A 19,795-nucleotide genomic window follows, 5' to 3' on the forward strand; every position below is an offset into this window, starting at 1 on the left:
GGTGCGGCGGCCGGTGACCCGACGAACGGCGGTAACGGCAACTCCGGCGGTAACGGCAACTCGGGTGGTAACGGCAACTCCGGCGGTAACGGCAACGGCGGCGGCGACAACGGTGGCTCCACCGCCACCGGCGGCTCCACCGGCACCGACGGTGGCGCCGGCACTGACGGTGGCGCCGGGACCTGCACCGTGGACCTGGACGGTGCCGAGTGCGCCGACAACACCGACACCGACAACGCCGGCTCCCAGCCGGTCGAGCAGGGTGAGGCCAAGGAGGAGCTGGCGGAGACCGGCGCCGCCGAGACCACGTTCCTGCTGGTCGGCGCCGCGACGATGATCGCCGGTGGCATCGGCTTCCGGATGCTGCCCCGCCTGGTCGGCGGCGGCCGCGCCGCTGTGTGACGCGGATCTCACATAACGTAAAAAAGGCCCGGGGCGCCTGTCGGCGCTCCGGGCCTTCGTGCGTTCTTGTGCGGCGTCCTCGCGAAGGCCGCAGGGACCTGCACAGACCTACACGGTCTGGTGGGCCAGCAACGCCACCGCGGCCACCAGGACCACGAGCAGCGTCAGAAGTGCGGCGGGGCTCAGGCCCGCCAGGGGGCCCTCCTGCTGCAGGCGCTCACGATTGGCGCGGCAGACGGGGCATCGGCCCTCGGTGACGGGCGCCGCGCAGTTGGCGCACACCAGTCGGTCGTAGGTCATGCGCTCTCCTCCTCCCGCGCGGCGGAGTCGCCGGCCCGAGACGTGTTCTCGCGGCGTTCCTCAGCGTGTCTTCTCCGCTCAACGCTCAGGGAAACGCATCCGTTCCCCCTACCACTGTGCCAGCTCGCGCGCGTTTCGGCGCGCCCCGTCGGATTACTCCCGTTAGGTAGCGCTTCCCGGGCGTCCTCTTGGGTTTCCCTGGTCGGACAAATGCCGCAACTCCGGGCGGCGACTGCGCGGGCGTTCTCCCTTCGCGTAAGGTCACGCACACCTACTCCCGGCCGACCGTGGTGCACCCGTGATCCGATTCGACAACGTCTCGAAGAGCTATCCCAAGCAGAACCGCCCCGCCCTGCGCGAAGTCTCCCTGGAGATCGAGAAGGGGGAGTTCGTCTTCCTCGTGGGCTCGTCCGGTTCCGGCAAGTCGACCTTCCTGCGGCTGATCCTGCGCGAGGAGCGCGCCAGCCACGGCATGGTGCACGTCCTGGGCAAGGACCTCGCGCGCCTGTCGAACTGGAAGGTGCCGCACATGCGCCGGCAGCTCGGCACCGTCTTCCAGGACTTCCGCCTGCTGCCGAACAAGACCGTGGCGGAGAACGTGGCCTTCGCCCAGGAGGTCATCGGCAAGCCGCGCGGTGAGATCCGCAAGGCCGTGCCCCAGGTCCTCGACCTCGTCGGGCTCGGCGGCAAGGAGGACCGGATGCCCGGTGAACTCTCCGGTGGTGAGCAGCAGCGCGTCGCGATCGCCCGTGCGTTCGTCAACCGCCCGATGCTGCTGATCGCCGACGAGCCGACCGGCAACCTCGACCCCCAGACCTCCGTCGGCATCATGAAGCTGCTGGACCGGATCAACAGGACCGGCACCACAGTGGTGATGGCGACCCACGACCAGAACATCGTCGACCAGATGCGCAAGCGCGTCATCGAGCTCGAGCAGGGCCGTCTCGTACGAGACCAGGCGCGCGGCGTCTACGGCTACCAGCACTGAGCACGTAGAGCGACAAGACGGAAAGGCTGAAGGACTCGCCATGCGCGCCCAGTTCGTACTTTCGGAGATCGGCGTCGGTCTCCGTCGCAATCTCACGATGACCTTCGCGGTCATCGTCTCCGTGGCCCTGTCGCTCGCCCTCTTCGGCGGTGCGCTGCTCATGCGTGAGCAGGTCAGCACGATGAAGGACTTCTGGTACGACAAGGTCAACGTCTCCATCTTCCTCTGCAACAAGAACGACGCGGAGTCCGACGAGAAGTGCTCCAAGGGCGCGGTCACCGCCCAGCAGAAGGAAGAGATCAAGGCCGATCTCGGCGAGATGAACGTCGTGGACCAGGTCCACCACGAGTCGGCCGACCAGGCCTACAAGCACTACCGGGACCAGTACGGCGACACCCCGATCGCCGCGACCATCACCCCGGACCAGATGCAGGAGTCGTTCCGGGTCAAGCTCAAGGACCCGGAGAAGTACCAGGTGGTGGCGACCGCCTTCGCCGGCCGGGACGGTGTGCAGTCCGTCCAGGACCAGCGCAACATTCTGCAGAACCTCTTCGACCTGATGAACGGCATGAACGTGGCCGCGCTGTTCGTCATGGGCCTGATGCTGGTCATCGCGTTGATGCTGATCGTCAACACCGTGCGTGTGTCGGCGTTCAGCCGCAGGCGTGAGACCGGGATCATGCGGCTCGTCGGCGCGTCCAGCTTCTACATCCAGATGCCGTTCATCATGGAGGCCGCCTTCGCGGGGCTGCTGGGCGGCGCGGTCGCCTGCGTTCTGCTGCTCGTCGGGCGGTACTTCCTGATCGACAACGGCCTCGCGCTGTCCGAGAAGATGCAGTTGGTCAACTTCATCGGCTGGGACGCCGTGATCACCAAGCTTCCGCTGGTGCTCGCGATCGGGCTGCTGATGCCCGCTGTGGCCGCTTTCATCGCGCTGCGCAAGTACCTCAAGGTGTGACAAGCGCCCCTGGGCGCCGTGCGGCCAACCGCCGTACGGCGCCCTTCGCTTGTCTTAGAGTGGGCGCCATGTTGGGCCCCGAATCACCCTGGATGCCCCGTGGATACCGCCGCGGGGCGGCCCTGACATTGCTTTTCGCGAGCGTCCTCGCCACCGCGTCCGCCACCGGTCTGCTGCCCCACGGCGATGCGAAGCCGCCCTCGCTGCCCGCCGCCCACGCCGCCGCGGCGACCGTCGATCCCGACGAGGTCGCCCGCGCCGCCGCCGATGCCATGGCGGACGGCAAGTCCGGGGCCGACGCGGCCGAGGAGGTCGTCAGCCGCAGCGGCGACCGCTGGGGCGCGGTGTACGACAAGGGGGAGTACGAGGAGTTCGAGCGTGCGCTCGACGGTGCGTACACCGGCGTCGGACTGTGGGCCAGGCGCGGCGCCGACGGCCGGGTCGAGGTCGCCCGGGTGCAGCGCGGCGGCCCCGCCGAGCGGGCCGGGATCCGGACCGGCGACCAGCTCCGCGCGATCGACGGGAAGCCGATAGACGGCCGCCCCGTCAGCGAGGTCGTCGCCCTCCTGCGCGGGGACGCCGTGGGCGGCGCGGTCGGCTCGTCCGTCGTCCTCGGTCTCCAGCGCGGCGAGCACACCTGGACGGAGACGCTCCGCAGGGCCCGGCTCGACACCGAGGCCGTCACCGTCCAGCAGCTCGAAGGCGGCGCCGTGATGATCAAGGTGGCGGCCTTCACCAAGGGCACGGGCAAGCGCGTCCGGGAAGCCGTCCGGGACGCCCCCGCGGGCGCCGGCGTCCTGCTCGACCTGCGGGGCAACAGCGGCGGCCTGGTCTCCGAGGCCGTCACCGCCGCCTCCGCCTTCCTGGACGGCGGCCTCGTCGCGACGTACGACGTGCACGGCGAGCAGAAGGTCCTCGACGCGGGCCCCGGCGGGGACACGGACAGGCCCGTCGTCGCCCTCGTCGACGGCGGCACGATGAGCGCGGCCGAGCTGGTCGCGGGAGCGCTCCAGGACCGCGGCCGCGCGATCACCGTGGGTGCGCGCACCTTCGGCAAGGGGTCCGTGCAGATGCCGGAGCGGCTGCCCGACGGGTCCGTCGCCGAGCTCACCGTCGGTCACTACCGCACTCCTGCGGGCCGTGACCTCGAAGGCAAGGGCATCACCCCGGACCTCGTGGTCAGCGAGCAGGCCGAGGAGCGGGCCCAGACAGTATTGAGTGGCCTCGGCACCCGCTCGTAGTGCGAAAATGAGCGCACTATGGCAAAGGAAAAAGGGCGCAAGCTGATCGCGCAGAACAAGAAGGCGCGGCACGACTACCACATCCTCGACACCTACGAGTGCGGTCTCGTGCTGATGGGTACCGAGGTCAAGTCGCTGCGTCAGGGCCGGGCCTCGCTGGTGGACGGGTTCGTCCAGATCGACGACCACGAGGCGTGGCTGCACAACGTGCACGTGCCGGAGTACAGCCAGGGCACGTGGACCAACCACAGCGCCCGGCGCAAGCGGAAGCTCCTCATGCACCGGGAGGAGATCGACAAGCTGGAGTCCAAGTCCCAGGAGACGGGCCACACGATCGTGCCCCTCGCCCTGTACTTCAAGGACGGCCGGGCCAAGGTCGAGATCGCGCTCGCCAAGGGCAAGAAGGAGTACGACAAGCGGCAGACCCTGCGCGAGAAGCAGGACCGGCGCGAGGCGGACCGGGCGATGTCCGCGGCGCGGCGGCGTCAGCGGGCCTGAGCCGGCACCGCTCCCGGGGGAATAGGCTGGCACGCGCGTGCGTTGGTCACGTACGATGGCACCTGCCCTCCCAGAGGGGGCACCTTTGAAAAAAGAACATGGGGATGATCGGTTTCGACAGCGGATGTCGAAGCAGGGGAAGCGTGTCGAGGAAGCGGCAATGATCTCGTAAACCATATGTCGCAACCAATAATCGCCAATACCAAGCGCGATTCCTTCGCCCTCGCTGCCTAAGTAGCGACTTGCGAAGTGTCAGCCCGGGGCTGTTCCCGACCCGGATCCTGGCATCAGCTAGGGAACTAAACCTCTAGACCCGGTCACGGGGCCTGGAGGGAAATCAAACAGTGACTGAGCCCGTCGGAGACTTGTCCGCGTGATCTCCGGGGCTGAGAAAAGCGCAGCGGACTGCACACGGAGAAGCCCTGATTCTGCACCGTTGGACGCGGGTTCGATTCCCGCCATCTCCACTGGACAGGTGGGGGGCATGCCCCCCACCGACCCCGTCATCCCATGTGGGCAAGGCCCGGCCGCTACGGCAGCCGGGCCTTTGTCATGCCGTACACGTATGTCATGCCGTACATGTACACGTACACCGCCCGTGACGCACGGCCGGCTCGGCATGGGCCGGCCACGCTGCCCGGGTTTCCCGCCGGAGCCGAGAAGCGGTCCGGCCGCGGCCGGGCACGCAGCCGCCGAACACCTGCGAGGGCGGGGCCGGCGCGGGTGCGACGGCCTGCTCCGTGCCGCTGCCGATGCCGCCGCTCAGGCAGGGCCGAGCCGCCGGTTCGTCGCGGCGGCCGTGAGCAGGGCCACCGCGGCCGCCGAGACCGGGATCCCGTAGCCCCACACCGCGCCCGCGTGCTCCACCACCCAGCCGCCCGTCGCCGAACCGGCCGCGATGCCGCCGAGCAGCGCGGTGACGGCCAGGGTCATGCCCTCGTTCAACCGACCCTCGGGAGTGAGCCGCTGGATCAGGCCCATCCCGGTGACCATCGTCGGCGCCGTCGCCATGCCCGCCACCAGCAGCGCACCCGCCACAGCGAGCAACGAGCCGGTCGCGGCCGCCGCCAGCAGCGGCAGGGCCATCAGGGCCGTCATCGCGGCGAGACACGACCGCAGCCCGGCCCTGCGGCGCGCCCTGCCGTACGCCAGCCCCGCCAGGCACGAGCCTGCGGCCTGCAGGGCCAGCACCGGGCCCGCCGCCGGGCCGTCCGCGAACGCGATCGTGACGACCTCCATCGAGCCGAAGACCGCACCGGTCGCGAGGAAGACCGCGAGCATCGGGGCCATACCGGGCGTACGGAGGGGTGAGCCCGCCGGGACCCGAGGGGCGACCGGCGGCTCGGTGGCGCGCTGGGCCGCGAACACCAGCACGCCCGTGAGCAGCAGAACCGCCCCGACCAGCGTGCCGGCCTCGGGGAACAGTGCCGAGCAGAGCAGGGCCGCGAGCACCGGGCCGAGCATGAAGCACAGCTCGTCGGCGGCCTGCTCGAAGGAGTTCGCCGTATGGAGGGCACCGGGGTCCCCCTTGAGGAGATACGACCAGCGGGCCCGGGACATCCCGCCCGTGTTGGGCGTGGTCGCGGTCGCGGCGTATGCGGCGAACAGCGTCCAGGCGGGTGCGTCGTACCGCACGCACAGCAGCAGCGCGAGCGAGCCGAGCACGGCGAGCACGGTGGCGGGGACGGCCACACGGGCCTGGCCGTACCGGTCCACGAGCCGGGCCGTCCACGGGGCGACGACGGCGGTGGCGGCAAGACCCGTCGCCGTCACCGCCCCGGCGAGCGCGTACGAGCCGCGCGCCCCCGCGATCATGAACACGGCGCTCACGCTGAACATCCCCATGGGGAGCCGGGCGATGAGATTGCCGGCCGTGAAGGCTCGGGCTCCGGGAGTGCGGAAGAGGCGGGCGTACGGGCCCTGCGGGCACGAGGGGCCGGGCTCCTGGCAGCCGGGCGCCAGAACCAGGGTTCCGCCGGTGGTGGCCGTCCGGGGTGAAGTCGTCTGCGGCATGGATCAAGGCTCGCCGTCGGAGCCCTCAGCGGTCCAACACCTGTTCAGAGCCCATTGACGCACCCCTGTTGTAAATTCGGCGGCATGCCCCAGGCCCAGGACATCGAGCCCCGGCTGTTGCGTGCCTTCGTCGCCGTCGCCGCCGAGCTGCACTTCACCCGGGCCGCCGCCCGGCTGTTCGTCGCTCAGCAGGCGCTGAGCCGGGACATCCGGCGACTGGAGCGGGAGTTGGACGCCGAGCTCTTCGTTCGGACCACCCGGCATGTGACGCTCACCACGGACGGCGAGCGGCTTCTCCCGTACGCCCGCCGGATCCTTGACGCGCACGACGAGCTGACCGCCGCCTTCGCGGACACGGACCGGCCGCTGCTCGTCGACATCGGCGCCCCCGTGGGCACCGGCCACCGGGTCCTGACCGAGACCCGACGAGCCGCCACCGAGCCGGAGTTCGTCGCCCGCTACCTCAGCGGCCTGACCGGCGCGGCCGCCGAGCTCCTCGCCGGGCGGCTCGACGTCTCCTTCGGCAGGATCGCCGGGCTCGACCCGGCGCTGCGCGCGGATCTGGCACACCAGCCCGTGCGGTACGAGCGGATGGCCGTGCTGCTGCGGGACGACCACCCGCTCGCACCGCTGACGGAAGTGCCGCTGGACGCCCTGGCGGGCGAGACCCTCTACGCGGGGGCCGGCAACACGGCCACCGCGGAATGGACCGATCTGGCCGCCCGGCTGTTCGCGGGCCGCGGCATCGCCATGGCCGCCCCCTTCCCGGAGATCAACGGCCAGGAGGAGTTCGTCCGGGTGGTGCGCAAGCGGGGCTGGTCGGTCCTGGCGAGCACGGAGTTCCTCGAGATACCGGGCATGGTCGTACGCCCTCTGGTGGACCCCGTACCGCTGTCGCCCGTGTCGCTGGTGTGGCGGCGCGGCCTGAAGCATCCCGGCCTCGACGCCCTCCGGGCGGCCGCGGCGGCGCTCACCGCGGGGGAGCGATGGCTGGAAGTGCCTCCCGGCTCCTGGCTTCCGGAGGCCGACCGGTCTCTCATGCCGGACAACACCTGACACAGCGCCCCAACCGTCACCGGCGTGCGCTACATTCATCCTCCGGGTGCAATGTGGTAGGGGGCGCTTGGACAGGGTGGGGGCCCGTGTCCAACGACAGGTACCCGGTCTCGTCGCGTGCGCACCCGCTCTCCGTTCAGTGGGGGATGTGCGTACAGCAGTGGAAAATTGGCGAGAAGATGCCCGTTTCGGGCATACCCATGAGCCCAACGACGTCACCGTGCAGCTCGACGGGCTGGGACGTCAGCTCTCCGAGCTGCCGGGCGGGCCGAATCCGGAGGAGGGTTCCGACGGTCCGGTGTTCGTCGACGAGAGCGGTCGGCGCAGCAAGAAGTTCCGGCGTCTCGGATGGGTTCTGGCCATTGCCTGCGCCTGCTACGCCATCACCGTCGTCGTTGCCCTCATGGGCGGCAACTCGAAGGCGCCCTGGCTGCTGATACCCGGCCCCGCGAAGGAGAAGGCGACCAGCGAGGTCGAGGAGCAGCCCGGCCCCACGGACCCGGCCGTCGATCCGGCAGTGCCCGGAGGCACGCCCGGCGCCCCCGCGTCCACCGGCTCCACGGTCCCGCAGCAGCCCGGCACCACCGGCAGCCCGCGCACCAGCGGGGATCCGAGCGCCTCGGCCGACCCGGGCACCACCACCGAGCCCACCGACGGCGCCCCCGGCGGCGACGTCACCGGCGGTGGCACCACCGGTGGCGGCCTGCCGGACCCGGGTCCCACGGTGTCCACGCCGCCGGCCGGCGGCACCGGCGGGCAGGAGCCCCCGCCGCCGACGCCCACTCCCACGGACACCGAGACAGCACCGACGGAAGAACCCACCGAACCGCCGGTGGGCGATGGCGGCCAGCAGGCCGTGGAAGGCGCACGGTAAATGACGACCCCCAGTGGGCGGGCCCCTCGGCGGCGCGGCAGACAGGCCGTACGCCGCAGGCTGCCCATGCGCTATCTGCTGCCCTCGCTCTTCCTCGTCGCACTGCTCGCGATGCTGATGCTGCGCGGGTACGTGCACAGCGAGATCCTCGCCGACCACCGCGTGCGGCCCCCGGCCCCGAGCGACATGGTCCCCGAGAACATCCTCAAGGGCGGCCCGGTCATCGACGCCCGCACCCCGGGCGAGCCGAAGGCGCTCAGCGTCCCCGACAGGACGCTGGTGCTGACCTTCGACGACGGCCCCGACCCGGTGTGGACGCCGAAGGTCCTCGACAAGCTGAAGGAGTTCGACGCGCACGCCGTCTTCTTCGTGACCGGCACCATGGCCTCCCGCCACCCCGATCTGGTGGAGCGGATGGTCGCGGAGGGCCACGAGATCGGGCTGCACACCTTCAACCACCCCGACCTGGCCTACCAGACGCAGGGCCGTATCGACTGGGAGCTGTCGCAGAACCAGCTGGCGATCGCCGGCGCCGCCGGTATCAGGACGTCCCTGTTCCGGCCGCCGTACTCGTCGTTCTCGGACGCCCTGGACAACAAGTCCTGGCCGGTCACCCAGTACATCGGCAGCCGCGGCTACATCACCGCGTTCAACGACACGGACAGCGAGGACTGGAAGCGCCCCGGCGTCGACGCGATCATCAAGCGCGCCACCCCGAAGGGCACCAAGGGCTCCATCGTGCTGATGCACGACTCCGGCGGTGACCGCTCGCAGACGGTGGCCGCACTGGACCGCTTCCTGCCCGCCATGCAGCAGCGGGGCTACGCATTCGCCAATCTCACCGAGGCCCTCGGCGCCCCCAGCGCCCACACGCAGGTCACCGGACCGGAGTTGTGGAAGGGCAAGGCGTGGGTGGGCGCCGTCGCCGTCTCGGAGAAGACGACCTCCGCGCTGACCGTAGGCCTCGCCGCCATCGGTGTGCTCGTCATCGCCCGCTTCGGGCTGATGCTGCTGCTCTCCTTCGGACACGCCCGCAAGGTGCGCAGCCGCCGCTTCCACTGGGGTCCGGCGGTCACCGAACCGGTGACCGTGCTCGTGCCCGCGTACAACGAGAAGGAGTGCATCGAGAACACGGTGCGCTCGCTGATGGCCAGCGACCATCCGATCGAGGTCATCGTCATCGACGACGGCTCGTCGGACGGCACCGCGGACATCGTCGACGACATGTGGCTGCCCAACGTCCGGGTGATCCGCCAGGTCAACTCCGGGAAGCCCGAGGCCCTCAACAACGGCATCCGCAACGCCCGCCACGACATCATCGTGATGATGGACGGCGACACGGTCTTCGAGCCGTCCACCGTCCGTGAGCTGGTGCAGCCCTTCGGCGACCCACGCGTCGGCGCGGTCGCGGGCAACGCCAAGGTCGGCAACCGCGACTCCCTCATCGGCGCCTGGCAGCACATCGAGTACGTGATGGGCTTCAACCTGGACCGCCGGATGTACGACATGCTCCGGTGCATGCCCACCATCCCGGGCGCGGTCGGCGCATTCCGCCGCGACGCCCTGGACCGGGTCGGCGGCATGAGCGAGGACACCCTCGCCGAGGACACCGACATCACCATGGCGATGCACCGCGACGGCTGGCGCGTCGTCTACGCCGAACGTGCGCGCGCCTGGACCGAGGCCCCGGAGTCCGTCCAGCAGCTGTGGTCCCAGCGCTACCGCTGGTCGTACGGCACGATGCAGGCGATCTGGAAGCACCGCCGCGCCCTCGTCGAGCGCGGCCCGTCCGGCCGCTTCGGCCGGGTCGGACTGCCGCTGGTCTCGCTCTTCATGGTGCTCTTCCCGCTCCTCGCCCCGCTCATCGATGTCTTCCTGCTGTACGGACTGGTCTTCGGCCCCACGCAGAAGACCGTCGCCGCCTGGCTCGGCGTCCTCGCCGTGCAGGCCGTCTGCGCCGCATACGCGTTCCGGCTGGACAAGGAACGCATGGTGCATCTGATCTCGCTGCCCCTCCAGCAGATCCTCTACCGGCAGCTCATGTACGTGGTGCTGCTGCAGTCCTGGATCACCGCACTCACGGGCGGCCGGCTTCGCTGGCAGAAGCTCCGCCGCACGGGAGTGGTGGAGGCGCCGGGCTCGATTCCGAGCCAGCGGCAGCGCAGTGAGGACCGGAGGCCCGTCGCATGACCAGCCGTTCGCTCGACATGGGCGGCGTGCCTCAGGCCAGGGCCCGGCACAGGGCCGACGCGACCCCGCCGGCGGCACCGTCGGCCCCGGCGGCCGCCGCTCCGAAGCGGCCGGGCCGGGACCGCTATCTCGACCTGCTGCGCTCCATCGCCCTGGTTCGTGTGGTCGTCTACCACATCTTCGGCTGGGCCTGGCTGACGGTGCTGTTCCCCTCCATGGGCGTGATGTTCGCGCTCGCCGGTTCGCTGATGGCACGCTCGCTGGCACGGCCCGCGTGGGGCGTCATCCGGGGGCGTGTCCGGCGGTTGCTGCCGCCGATGTGGGCGTTCTCGGCGTTCGTCGTGCCCGTGATCTTCTACTTCGGCTGGAAGCCGGTGAAGGAGGAGGGGATCTGGTGGTTCGTCAAGCTGGCCTGGTACATCGTCCCGGTCGGCGCGCCGCCGTACCCCTGGCACAGCGGTGACAAGGCAGGGCTGCTCGAGGACACCTGGGCGGTCCAGGCCGCGGGCCCGCTCTGGTACATCCGCGCGTATCTGTGGTTCGTGATCGCCTCGCCGCTGCTGCTGTGGGCGTTCCGCAGGGTGCCGTGGGCGACGCTGCTCGCACCGCTCGCGCTCACTGCGGTCGTCGGCTCCGGACTGGTCAGGATTCCCGGCGAGACGGGCCTTGCGATCACCGACTTCGCCACCTACGGCTCCTGCTGGGTACTCGGCTTCGCCCACCAGGAGGGGTTGTTCGAGAAGGTTCCGCGCTACATGGCCGTGTCCGTGGCCGCGCTGATCATGGCCTTCGGCCTGTGGTGGGCATCGGGGCATCTGGGCGCCGACGGCTGGGACCTCAACGACATTCCGCTCGCCCAGGCCACCTGGTCGTTCGGCTTCTGCGTGATCCTGCTGACGTACTCCCCGTCCTGGCAACAGCTCCCGGGGAAGCTCGCCCATCTCGACAGCCTGGTGACCCTGTCCAACAACCGCGCCGTGACGATCTACCTCTGGCACAACCTGCTGATCATGGCGACGATCCCGATCATCGACCTGCTCTGGAAGATCCCGGGCGTCTGGCCGACCTACTCGGGCTATCTGGAGAGCACGTACACCGTCCTGATGCTGATCGTCGTCTGGCCGCTGATCGGTCTGATGATCATTTCCGTGGGCTGGCTGGAGGACGTCGCCGCCAAGCGCCGGCCCCGCCTCTGGCCGAACGGCGCACCCCGCACGAGGAGGCGCTCACACCAGGCCTGAGCCCCGGGTGAGAGCAGGTTTCCACATCGGTCACCTCACGGCACGGGGCTGAAACCCGTCGTCCCTAGCGTCGGCTCCACTACCCGACACGGATGTGTGGAGGCGCGCCATGGCCGGCAGCAGCGGCAGGTGGATCGAGCAGTGGGACCCGGAGGACGAGGTCTTCTGGAAGGAGAAGGGCGAGCGGATCGCCAGGCGGAATCTGGTCTTCTCCGTGCTCTCCGAGCACATCGGGTTCTCGATCTGGACCCTGTGGTCGGTGATGGTCCTGTTCATGGGACCGGAGTACGGGGTCGACCCGGCCGGCAAGTTCTTCCTCATCGCGACCGCGACCCTGGTCGGGGCCGTCATCCGGGTGCCCTACACCTTCGCGGTGGCGCGCTTCGGCGGGCGGAACTGGACCGTCTTCAGCGCGCTGATGCTGCTGCTGCCGACCGGGGCGGCGTATGTGGTGATGGAGCCCGGGACGTCGTACGGGACGTTCCTGGCCGTCGCGGCGCTCACCGGCGTCGGCGGCGGCAACTTCGCCTCCTCCATGACCAACATCAACTCCTTCTACCCGCTGCGGAAGAAGGGCTGGGCGCTCGGGCTCAACGCGGGCGGTGGCAACATAGGTGTCCCGGTGGTGCAGCTCGTCGGGCTGCTGGTGATCGGTACGGCGGGCGCCGCGCACCCGAGGATCGTGCTCGGGGTCTACATCCCGCTGATCGCGATCGCCGCGCTGTGCGCCGCACTGTTCATGGACAACCTCGCGCCCGTGAAGAACGACACCGGCGCGGCCAAGGAGGCCGTGCGCGACCCGCACACCTGGATCATGTCGTTCCTCTACATCGGGACGTTCGGGTCCTTCATCGGCTACAGCTTCGCCTTCGGTCTCGTGCTGCAGACCCAGTTCGGGCGCACTCCGCTGCAGGCGGCGTCGCTCACCTTCATCGGGCCGCTGCTCGGCTCGCTCATCAGGCCGGTCGGCGGATCGCTCGCGGACCGCTTCGGCGGGGCCAGGATCACGCTGTGGACGTTCGCGGGGATGGCCGCGGCGACCGGTGTCGTGGTCTACGCGTCCGTGGCCGAGTCGCTGCCGGTGTTCCTCGTGGGCTTCATCTCCCTGTTCATCCTCAGCGGGCTGGGCAACGGCTCCACGTACAAGATGATTCCCGGCATCTTCCGGACCAAGGCGCTGGCCAAGGGCATGACCGGCGAGGTGGCGGAGGCGTACGGGCGCAGGCTGTCCGGTGCGTCGATGGGGCTGATCGGCGCGGTCGGCGCGCTGGGCGGGCTCGGCATCAACCTCGCCTTCCGGCAGTCGTTCCAGACGGCGGGTACGGGCACGGGCGCGTTCGTCGTCTTCCTCGCCTGCTACGGGGTGTGCTTCCTGGTCACCTGGGCGGTATACCTTCGCCGGCCGGCGTCCGCGCCCGCGCCGGCGGCGACCGCCGAGGCGAAGCCGCAGCTCAGCTACGCCGAGGTGTGAGAACGAGTGCCTCGTAACGACGGGGAAACGCAGCCGAACCGGGCCTGTCACGCAGCCTTGCCAGGCTCGGTCGGCATGTACCACCAACAGCGCGACGCCATTCCCGCCGTGGGGCCCCTCGCAGGCTTCACCGTCGGGGTCACCGCGGCCCGCCGCGCCGACGAGCTGGGCGCGCTGCTGCAGCGCCGCGGCGCCGCCGTGCAGCACGCCCCCGCGCTGCGGATCGTGCCGGTCGCGGACGACGGGGAACTCCTCGCCGCGACCAAGGAACTCATCGCCCACGCCCCGGACGTCGTGGTCGCCACCACCGCGATCGGCTTCCGTGGCTGGGTGGAGGCGGCGGACGGCTGGGGATGCGGCGAGGAGCTCCTCGCCTGTCTGCGCGGCGTCGAACTCCTCGCGCGCGGACCGAAGGTGAAGGGCGCGATCCGGGCGGCCGGGCTGACCGAGGAGTGGTCGCCGACATCCGAGTCGATGGCCGAGGTGCTCGACCGGCTTCTCGAGGAGGGAGTAGACGGGCGGCGGGTCGCCCTGCAGCTGCACGGGGAGCCGCTGCCGGGCTTCGTGGAGGCGCTGCGTGCAGGGGGCGCGGATGTCGTCGTCGTCCCGGTGTACCGGTGGATGCCGCCGGAGGACGTGGCTCCGCTGGACCGTCTCCTCGACGCCGCCGTGGCGCGGTCGCTGGACGCGCTGACCTTCACCAGCGCACCGGCGGCGGCGTCGCTGTTCTCCCGCGCCGAGGAGCGCGGGCTGCTCCCGCAGCTGCTGGACGCCCTCGCGCACGACGTCCTCCCGGCGTGCGTCGGGCCCGTCACCGCGCTGCCGCTCCAGGCGCGCGGCCTGGACACGGTCCAGCCGGAGCGCTTCCGGCTGGGCCCGCTCGTCCAGCTCCTCTGCGTCGAACTCCCGTCGCGCGCCCGGACCCTGCCGCTCGCCGGCCGCCGCGTGGAGATCCGTGGTCATGCGGTGCTGGTCGACGACGAGCTCCGCCCGGTCCCGCCCGCCGGGATGTCGCTCCTCAACACCCTGGCCCGCCGCCCCGGGTGGGTCGTCTCCCGCGCCGACCTGCTCCGCGCACTCCCGGGCGCGGGCCGCGACGAGCACGCCGTGGAGACGGCGATGGCCAGGCTCCGTACGGCACTTGGCGCGCCGAACCTCATCCAGACGGTGGTGAAGCGCGGCTACAGGCTGGCGCTGGACCCGGCGGCGGACGAGAAGTACGCGGACGCGTAGCGCGGTTCCGGGTGCCTTTGCGCCAGGGTCAGGCGATGACCTCGACGGCGCATCGAGCAGCGTTGCAGCGGCTCAGCCGGGCGTCCCCGGTGACCAGGGGGCAGGCGAACGTCTCGGCTGCGGCGATGTACGCGGCGTCGTAGCCGGAGACGTTCTGTCGGAGCTCCCACATGCGGGGCAGTAGCCGCTGCACATCGACAGTCTCGAGCGCGACACGGGTCAAGGCGGCCACCGCAGCGTCGGCACGCGCGGGGGTGATCCTTCCGCCGAGCAGCCGTCCACGGATCGCGTGGAAGGTCTCGACGACGAGGTGCTCCGGCGCCGCCCAGTGGTTGTCCCGCATGAGCCGGGTGCGGGCGGCCTTACCCGCCGTGCCGTCACCGGTCAGTGCCTCGGTGAGGACGGAAGCGTCGACGACGATCACCGTGTGCGCTCCGCCCGTGCTGATTCGATCGCCGCCACGGTCTCGTCCATGGAACTGTCGGCTCCGTCGGTCCGGTCTTCGAACGAACGCAGCAGGGCGAGGTTGTTCGCCCGCTCCGCCTCGGCCGTGACGAGTGACAGGAGGTAGGCCTGAAGAGACTGCCCCAGCTGCTGGGCGCGGTCGGCCAGTATGTCGCGGACTTCGTCGGGTACATCACGAATCTGCAGTGCCACCATGCATGCATTATGCATGCGTACCGCCCTGCGGGCAACTTGCCGCCTCCGCCGCAGGGGTTCCGGTGGCGTGCCGCCGCGGGCACCCTGAACCCATGGGCATCGTCTCGTACGAGTGGCGGTTCGATTCCGGGCGCGTCTGTCTGGATCTCGTGGCGATGGATCTCGCGGCGGCGGGGCCGGACGGTCCCGAGCGGCTCGCGCGCCGGTTGCTGACCGACGGGCTGCTGCCTCCGGGGACACCGCTGGAGGCCGTGACCGCGCACTGGATCCCGCCGTTCACCGAACTCCGGGACTGCGTGGCGCGTCTGGTCCACGCTCAGATCGACGGCGGGTCCGACGACGAGACGCTCGCCCGCCTCAACGCGTTCGCCGCCGACGCGGCACCGCCCGCCCTCAGAGCCGTACGCGGCGACGACGGCGCCCTCGTCCGCGCCCCGCTCGCCCGCCCCGAGTGCGCCGCGCTGCTCGCCGCCGTCGCGCGCGACGCCCTGGAGCTGCTCACCGACCCCGTCGCCCGCGCCCGGCTGCGCCGCTGCGAGGGCGACAACTGCCGCCGCGTGTACGTCGACACGTCCCGCGGAGGCCGCCGCCGCTGGTGCTCCAGCGAGGTGTGCGGAAACCGGGAGCGGGTGGCCCGCCACCGTCGCAGAACGACCTCCGTGGCAGGCGCCTGACCCGGTCCTGACGGCCACCGGCGCCAACCCGCGAAAAATTTCCGGCCTCCGTTGAGAAGAATCCCGCCCGCCCGCGTAGTGAAGGAGGACAAGCAGTCGGACTAGGGCTCGACCAGGAGGTTCCAGGTGCGCAAGGATGCCGCCGTGGCCGATGACCGTCGAGGACGGGCCAGGCATCGCAGTGAGGCAACCCGCACCAGCACCTCCGTCCCCGACGAGGAGCTGATGCGGGCTCTGTACCACGAGCATGCGGGACCGCTCCTCGCCTATGTACTGCGTCTCGTCGCCGGTGACCGCCAGCGGGCCGAGGACGTGGTGCAGGAGACGCTCATCCGTGCCTGGAAGAATGCCGGTCAGCTCAACCGGGCGACCGGCTCTGTCCGACCCTGGCTGGTGACGGTCGCACGCCGCATCGTCATCGACGGTCACCGCAGCCGGCAGGCCCGGCCGCAGGAGGTCGATCCGTCGCCGCTGGAGGTCATGCCCGCGGAGGACGAGATCGACAAGGCGTTGTGGTTGATGACGCTCTCGGATGCGCTTGACGATTTGACCCCGGCGCACAGGGAAGTACTCGTCGAGACGTACTTCAAGGGGCGTACGGTCAACGAGGCGGCCGAGAAGCTCGGCATACCCAGCGGGACCGTGCGGTCCCGCGTTTTCTATGCATTGCGTTCCATGAAGCTCGCTCTGGAGGAGAGGGGGGTCACGGCATGAACAGGCAGCAGGATGAGCAGGGTTCGATCCATGAGACCGTCGGGGCATATGTCCTCGGCATCCTGGATGATGTGGAAGCAACCGAATTCGAGGCACATCTGGCGGGCTGTGACATCTGCGCCGCCCACCTCGAGGAGTTCGCGGGCATGGAGCCGATGCTGGCCATGCTCGCGGAATCCCCCGGACAGCAGTTCCCGCCGCCGCGTGAGGCGGATGTGCTGCCGTTCGACAGCAGGATCATGGAGCCGCCACGCCGGTCCGCGCCGACGGCGCCGGTGATTCCGACCGCGGCCGGCCCTCAGATGCTGGACCGGCTGGTCGGCGAGGTCGCGGTCAAGCGCGATCGGAGGCGGAAGCGCAGCATGTACATGATCGCCGCCTCCGTGATCCTGATCATCGGCGGCCCGACGGTCGCCGTGGTCACCACCGACGACGGCGCCGAGGCAGGCAATGTCGCCGGGCCGCACCCGACCAGTCCCGCCGAGGACGCCTTCTTCAACCACATGGAGGAGAAGGTCCAGGCCACGGACGCGATCACCAAGGTCAGCGCCACCGTCGGAATGGAGAAGAAGGGCTGGGGCACGCACACGGTCCTGGAGCTCAAGAACGTCAGGGGCCCGCTGAAGTGCAGTCTCGTCGCCGTCTCCAAGACCGGCGAGGAGGAGGTCGTGACCTCCTGGTCCGTCCCGAAGTGGGGCTACGGCATCCCGGACAGCACGAACGAGTCGGCGAAGAACCCGCTGTACGTGCACGGCGGCGCGGCCATGGAGCGCAACGACATCGATCACTTCGAGGTCCGCACATTCGACGGAGAACGCCTGGTGGAGGTAGACGCCTGAGCAGACTCCCGGTCACCGCCGCCTGACAGAGCGGCCCCCTTCGCGTACGGTTGACGGCTGCCCAGTGCACGTCAGAAGGGGGCCTCGGTGGCCGCGCAGGAAGCCGCTGGTACCACGGTCGACACGGTCCGTGACCGTGAGATCGGGGTCGAACAGGAACATCTGGACCAGGTGTACCGCCGTCTCGAGGAGAAGATCCACGAGGCGGAGTTCCTGATGCACGACGCCGCCAAGCGCGGCCAGGTCGGGACGCCCGGCGCGCTCGCCGAGCGCGACGCCCAGGTGTTCCGGGCGGGGATCCACCTCAACCGGCTCAACAACGAGTACGAGGACTTCCTCTTCGGCCGGATCGACCTGCTGCGCGGCAAGGACGGCAAGAAGGGTCCGGACGGTGCGTACACCTCGGTCGAGCCGGCCGACGACGCCGTACGCGACGACAACACGGCCGAGATCGCGGAGACCCTCCACATCGGCCGTATCGGCGTCCTCGACTCCGACTACGCGCCGCTGGTCATCGACTGGCGCGCCCCGGCCGCCGCACCCTTCTACCGCTCCACCCCGGTCGACCCCGGCCGTGTGGTGCGCCGCCGGGTCATCCGCTCCAAGGGCCGCAAGGTCCTCGGTGTCGAGGACGACCTGATGCGCCCCGAGCTGACCGCGCGGCTGGGCGGCGCCGAGCTGCCCGTCATCGGCGACGGTGCCCTGATGGCGGCGCTCGGCCAGGCCCGCACCCACACCATGCGGGACATCGTCGCCTCCATCCAGGCCGAGCAGGACCTGGTGATCCGCGCCCCCGCCGCCTCGGTGACCTATGTCGAGGGCGGCCCGGGCACCGGGAAGACCGCGGTGGCGCTGCACCGCGCCGCATATCTGCTCTACCAGGACCGGCGGCGGTACGCGGGCGGCATCCTCGTCGTCTCGCCGACCCCGCTCCTCGTCGCGTACACCGAGGGCGTGCTGCCCTCGCTGGGCGAGGAGGGGCAGGTCGCGATCCGCGCGGTCGGCTCCCTGGCCGAGGGCGCCGAGGCGACGACGTACGACGATCCGGCGGTCGCCAGGATCAAGGGCTCCTCGCGGATGCTGAAGGTGCTGCGCCATGCCGCGCGCGGTGCGCTGGACGTGTCATCGACGGCCACCGCCGCGGGGGGCGAGGCGCCCGACCGGCTTCGGGTCGTGGCCTTCGGTCGGCGCCTGGAGCTGGAGGGCGAGGAGCTCCAGCGGATCCGCCACAACGTGCTGGGCGGCACCACGCCCGTCAACCTGCTGCGGCCGCGGGCCCGCCGGCTGCTGCTGGACGCGCTGTACGCGAAGTCCGGCGCCGCCACCCGGCACACGGATCCCGAGCTCGCGGCCGAGCTGCGGTCGTCCTTCGACGAGGACGTCGCCTCCGAGGACGCGTTCCTCACGTTCCTGGACGCCTGGTGGCCCGAGCTCACCCCGCGGGGCGTCCTCGACGCGATGGCCGACGAGCGCCGGCTCGGCCGGTGGGCGCGGCGGATCCTCAACCCCGGCGAAGTGCGCCGGCTCGCGCGCAGCCTGAGGCGCGACGGCATCTCCGTGCACGACGTGGCGATGCTCGACGAGCTGCAGACGCTGCTCGGCACCCCGGCCCGTCCGAGGAAGAAGCGCGAACTCGACCCGCTCGACCAGCTCACCGGGCTCGAGGAGCTGATGCCGCAGCGCGAGGAGACCCAGCGTGAGCGGGCCGAGCGGCTGGCGGCGGAGCGCGTCGAGTACGCCCATGTCATCGTCGACGAGGCGCAGGACCTCACGCCCATGCAGTGGCGCATGGTCGGCCGCCGCGGCCGCCACGCGACCTGGACGGTCGTGGGCGACCCCGCCCAGTCCTCCTGGCCGGACCCGGACGAGGCCGCAGAGGCCCGCGACGAGGCCCTGGGCACCCGCCCGCGCCGCCGCTTCGAGCTGACCGTGAACTACCGCAACCCCTCCGAGATCGCCGAGCTGGCCTCCAGGGTGCTGGCCCTGGCGATGCCCGGGATGGTGTCCCCCCGCGCGGTGCGCTCCACCGGCGTCACGCCGCGCTTCACCGCCGTACGGGGCGACCTGGCGCGGACGGTGCGCGAGGAGGCGCGGCGACTGCTGGACCGGGTCGACGGCACGGTCGGCGTCGTGGTGGCGATGAACCGGCGGGCCGAGGCGGCGCGCTGGCTCGCGGACCTCGGTGACCGGGTGGTGGCGCTGGGTTCGCTGGAAGCGAAGGGCCTGGAGTACGACGCGACCGTCGTCGTGTCGCCGGCGGAGATCGCGGACGAGAGCTCGGCCGGGCTGCGGGTGCTGTACGTGGCCCTGACCAGGGCGACGCAGCAGCTCACGGTGGTCTCGGCCAAGGCGGACGAGCCGGACGCGGACGGGGTCCCGGATCTGCTGAGGGACTAGCGGACGGGGTCCCGGATCTGCTGAGGGACTGGCGGAACGCGGGGCC

At 70.7% G+C, this 19,795-nt stretch carries 19 protein-coding genes and 1 other RNA gene; 16 read left to right on the plus strand and 4 right to left on the minus strand.

The window, feature by feature from the left end; translation table 11 throughout:
* The coding region (locus ABT078_RS28615) for an LPXTG cell wall anchor domain-containing protein (protein ID WP_351232649.1) at positions 1–402 on the plus strand (402 nt) is incomplete at its 5' end.
* A gap of 108 nt (positions 403–510) precedes the next feature.
* Here the strand turns inward: ABT078_RS28615 and ABT078_RS28620 are convergent.
* Positions 511–702 (minus strand): hypothetical protein, encoded by a 192-nt coding sequence (locus tag ABT078_RS28620; protein WP_351232653.1) that lies wholly within the window; start codon positions 700–702, stop codon positions 511–513.
* A 298-nt stretch (positions 703–1,000) separates the two neighbouring features.
* Between ABT078_RS28620 and ftsE the strand changes: the two genes are divergently transcribed.
* From ftsE to ssrA, 5 genes are all read left to right on the plus strand, one after another.
* Complete coding sequence (gene ftsE / locus ABT078_RS28625; RefSeq protein WP_351232655.1) at positions 1,001–1,690, plus strand: cell division ATP-binding protein FtsE; 690 nt, start codon at positions 1,001–1,003, stop codon at positions 1,688–1,690.
* A 40-nt stretch (positions 1,691–1,730) separates the two neighbouring features.
* A complete protein-coding gene (ftsX, locus tag ABT078_RS28630) occupies positions 1,731–2,648 on the plus strand; it encodes a permease-like cell division protein FtsX (protein ID WP_351232657.1) in 918 nt (305 codons plus the stop codon).
* 68 nt (positions 2,649–2,716) lie between these two features.
* Positions 2,717–3,889 (plus strand): S41 family peptidase, encoded by a 1,173-nt coding sequence (locus ABT078_RS28635; RefSeq protein ID WP_502981371.1) that lies wholly within the window; start codon positions 2,717–2,719, stop codon positions 3,887–3,889.
* A gap of 18 nt (positions 3,890–3,907) precedes the next feature.
* Entirely contained in the window at positions 3,908–4,387 is a 480-nt protein-coding gene (gene smpB, locus ABT078_RS28640; RefSeq protein ID WP_351232659.1) for an SsrA-binding protein SmpB, read from the plus strand.
* Positions 4,388–4,487: 100 nt separating this feature from the next.
* Positions 4,488–4,857: a transfer-messenger RNA gene (ssrA, locus tag ABT078_RS28645) on the plus strand.
* Positions 4,858–5,149: 292 nt separating this feature from the next.
* Here the strand turns inward: ssrA and ABT078_RS28650 are convergent.
* On the minus strand, positions 5,150–6,400 hold the full coding sequence (locus ABT078_RS28650) for an MFS transporter (protein ID WP_351232661.1): 1,251 nt from the start codon (positions 6,398–6,400) through the stop codon (positions 5,150–5,152).
* Positions 6,401–6,484: 84 nt separating this feature from the next.
* Between ABT078_RS28650 and ABT078_RS28655 the strand changes: the two genes are divergently transcribed.
* From ABT078_RS28655 to ABT078_RS28680, 6 genes are all read left to right on the plus strand, one after another.
* The gene (locus tag ABT078_RS28655) at positions 6,485–7,456 is read left to right on the plus strand and encodes a LysR family transcriptional regulator (protein ID WP_351232663.1); all 972 of its coding nucleotides are present in this window, start codon (positions 6,485–6,487) and stop codon (positions 7,454–7,456) included.
* 148 nt (positions 7,457–7,604) lie between these two features.
* Positions 7,605–8,330 (plus strand): RodZ family helix-turn-helix domain-containing protein, encoded by a 726-nt coding sequence (locus ABT078_RS28660; protein ID WP_351232665.1) that lies wholly within the window; start codon positions 7,605–7,607, stop codon positions 8,328–8,330.
* A 66-nt stretch (positions 8,331–8,396) separates the two neighbouring features.
* The gene (locus ABT078_RS28665; RefSeq protein WP_502981373.1) at positions 8,397–10,520 is read left to right on the plus strand and encodes a bifunctional polysaccharide deacetylase/glycosyltransferase family 2 protein; all 2,124 of its coding nucleotides are present in this window, start codon (positions 8,397–8,399) and stop codon (positions 10,518–10,520) included.
* A complete protein-coding gene (locus ABT078_RS28670; RefSeq protein ID WP_351232669.1) occupies positions 10,517–11,761 on the plus strand; it encodes an acyltransferase family protein in 1,245 nt (414 codons plus the stop codon). Before ABT078_RS28665 ends, ABT078_RS28670 begins: the two co-directional genes overlap by 4 nt.
* Before the next feature lie 109 nt (positions 11,762–11,870).
* The gene (locus tag ABT078_RS28675) at positions 11,871–13,232 is read left to right on the plus strand and encodes a nitrate/nitrite transporter (protein WP_351232671.1); all 1,362 of its coding nucleotides are present in this window, start codon (positions 11,871–11,873) and stop codon (positions 13,230–13,232) included.
* A 75-nt stretch (positions 13,233–13,307) separates the two neighbouring features.
* Complete coding sequence (locus tag ABT078_RS28680; protein ID WP_351232673.1) at positions 13,308–14,465, plus strand: uroporphyrinogen-III synthase; 1,158 nt, start codon at positions 13,308–13,310, stop codon at positions 14,463–14,465.
* Positions 14,466–14,493: 28 nt separating this feature from the next.
* On the opposite strand, the gene ABT078_RS28685 is transcribed toward ABT078_RS28680, so the two are convergent.
* Together ABT078_RS28685 and ABT078_RS28690 are read right to left on the minus strand one after the other, a co-directional pair.
* The gene (locus tag ABT078_RS28685) at positions 14,494–14,889 is read right to left on the minus strand and encodes a type II toxin-antitoxin system VapC family toxin (RefSeq protein ID WP_351232675.1); all 396 of its coding nucleotides are present in this window, start codon (positions 14,887–14,889) and stop codon (positions 14,494–14,496) included.
* Positions 14,886–15,125: a hypothetical protein gene (locus ABT078_RS28690; RefSeq protein WP_351232677.1), complete on the minus strand. Its 240-nt coding sequence runs from the start codon at positions 15,123–15,125 to the stop codon at positions 14,886–14,888. Before ABT078_RS28690 ends, ABT078_RS28685 begins: the two co-directional genes overlap by 4 nt.
* A gap of 92 nt (positions 15,126–15,217) precedes the next feature.
* Between ABT078_RS28690 and ABT078_RS28695 the strand changes: the two genes are divergently transcribed.
* The 4 genes from ABT078_RS28695 to ABT078_RS28710 all read left to right on the plus strand — a co-directional run bounded on the left by ABT078_RS28695 (position 15,218) and on the right by ABT078_RS28710 (position 19,749).
* A complete protein-coding gene (locus tag ABT078_RS28695; protein WP_351232679.1) occupies positions 15,218–15,799 on the plus strand; it encodes a CGNR zinc finger domain-containing protein in 582 nt (193 codons plus the stop codon).
* Positions 15,800–15,925: 126 nt separating this feature from the next.
* Positions 15,926–16,513: a sigma-70 family RNA polymerase sigma factor gene (locus ABT078_RS28700; RefSeq protein WP_351232681.1), complete on the plus strand. Its 588-nt coding sequence runs from the start codon at positions 15,926–15,928 to the stop codon at positions 16,511–16,513.
* The gene (locus ABT078_RS28705; protein WP_351232683.1) at positions 16,510–17,352 is read left to right on the plus strand and encodes an anti-sigma factor family protein; all 843 of its coding nucleotides are present in this window, start codon (positions 16,510–16,512) and stop codon (positions 17,350–17,352) included. Before ABT078_RS28700 ends, ABT078_RS28705 begins: the two co-directional genes overlap by 4 nt.
* Positions 17,353–17,439: 87 nt before the next feature.
* Entirely contained in the window at positions 17,440–19,749 is a 2,310-nt protein-coding gene (locus tag ABT078_RS28710; protein WP_351232685.1) for a HelD family protein, read from the plus strand.
* The last annotated feature ends 46 nt before the right edge of the window (positions 19,750–19,795 follow it).

It is taken from the genome of Streptomyces sp. NPDC002133, assembly GCF_040296405.1.
In the GTDB taxonomy this organism is placed as follows: domain Bacteria; phylum Actinomycetota; class Actinomycetes; order Streptomycetales; family Streptomycetaceae; genus Streptomyces.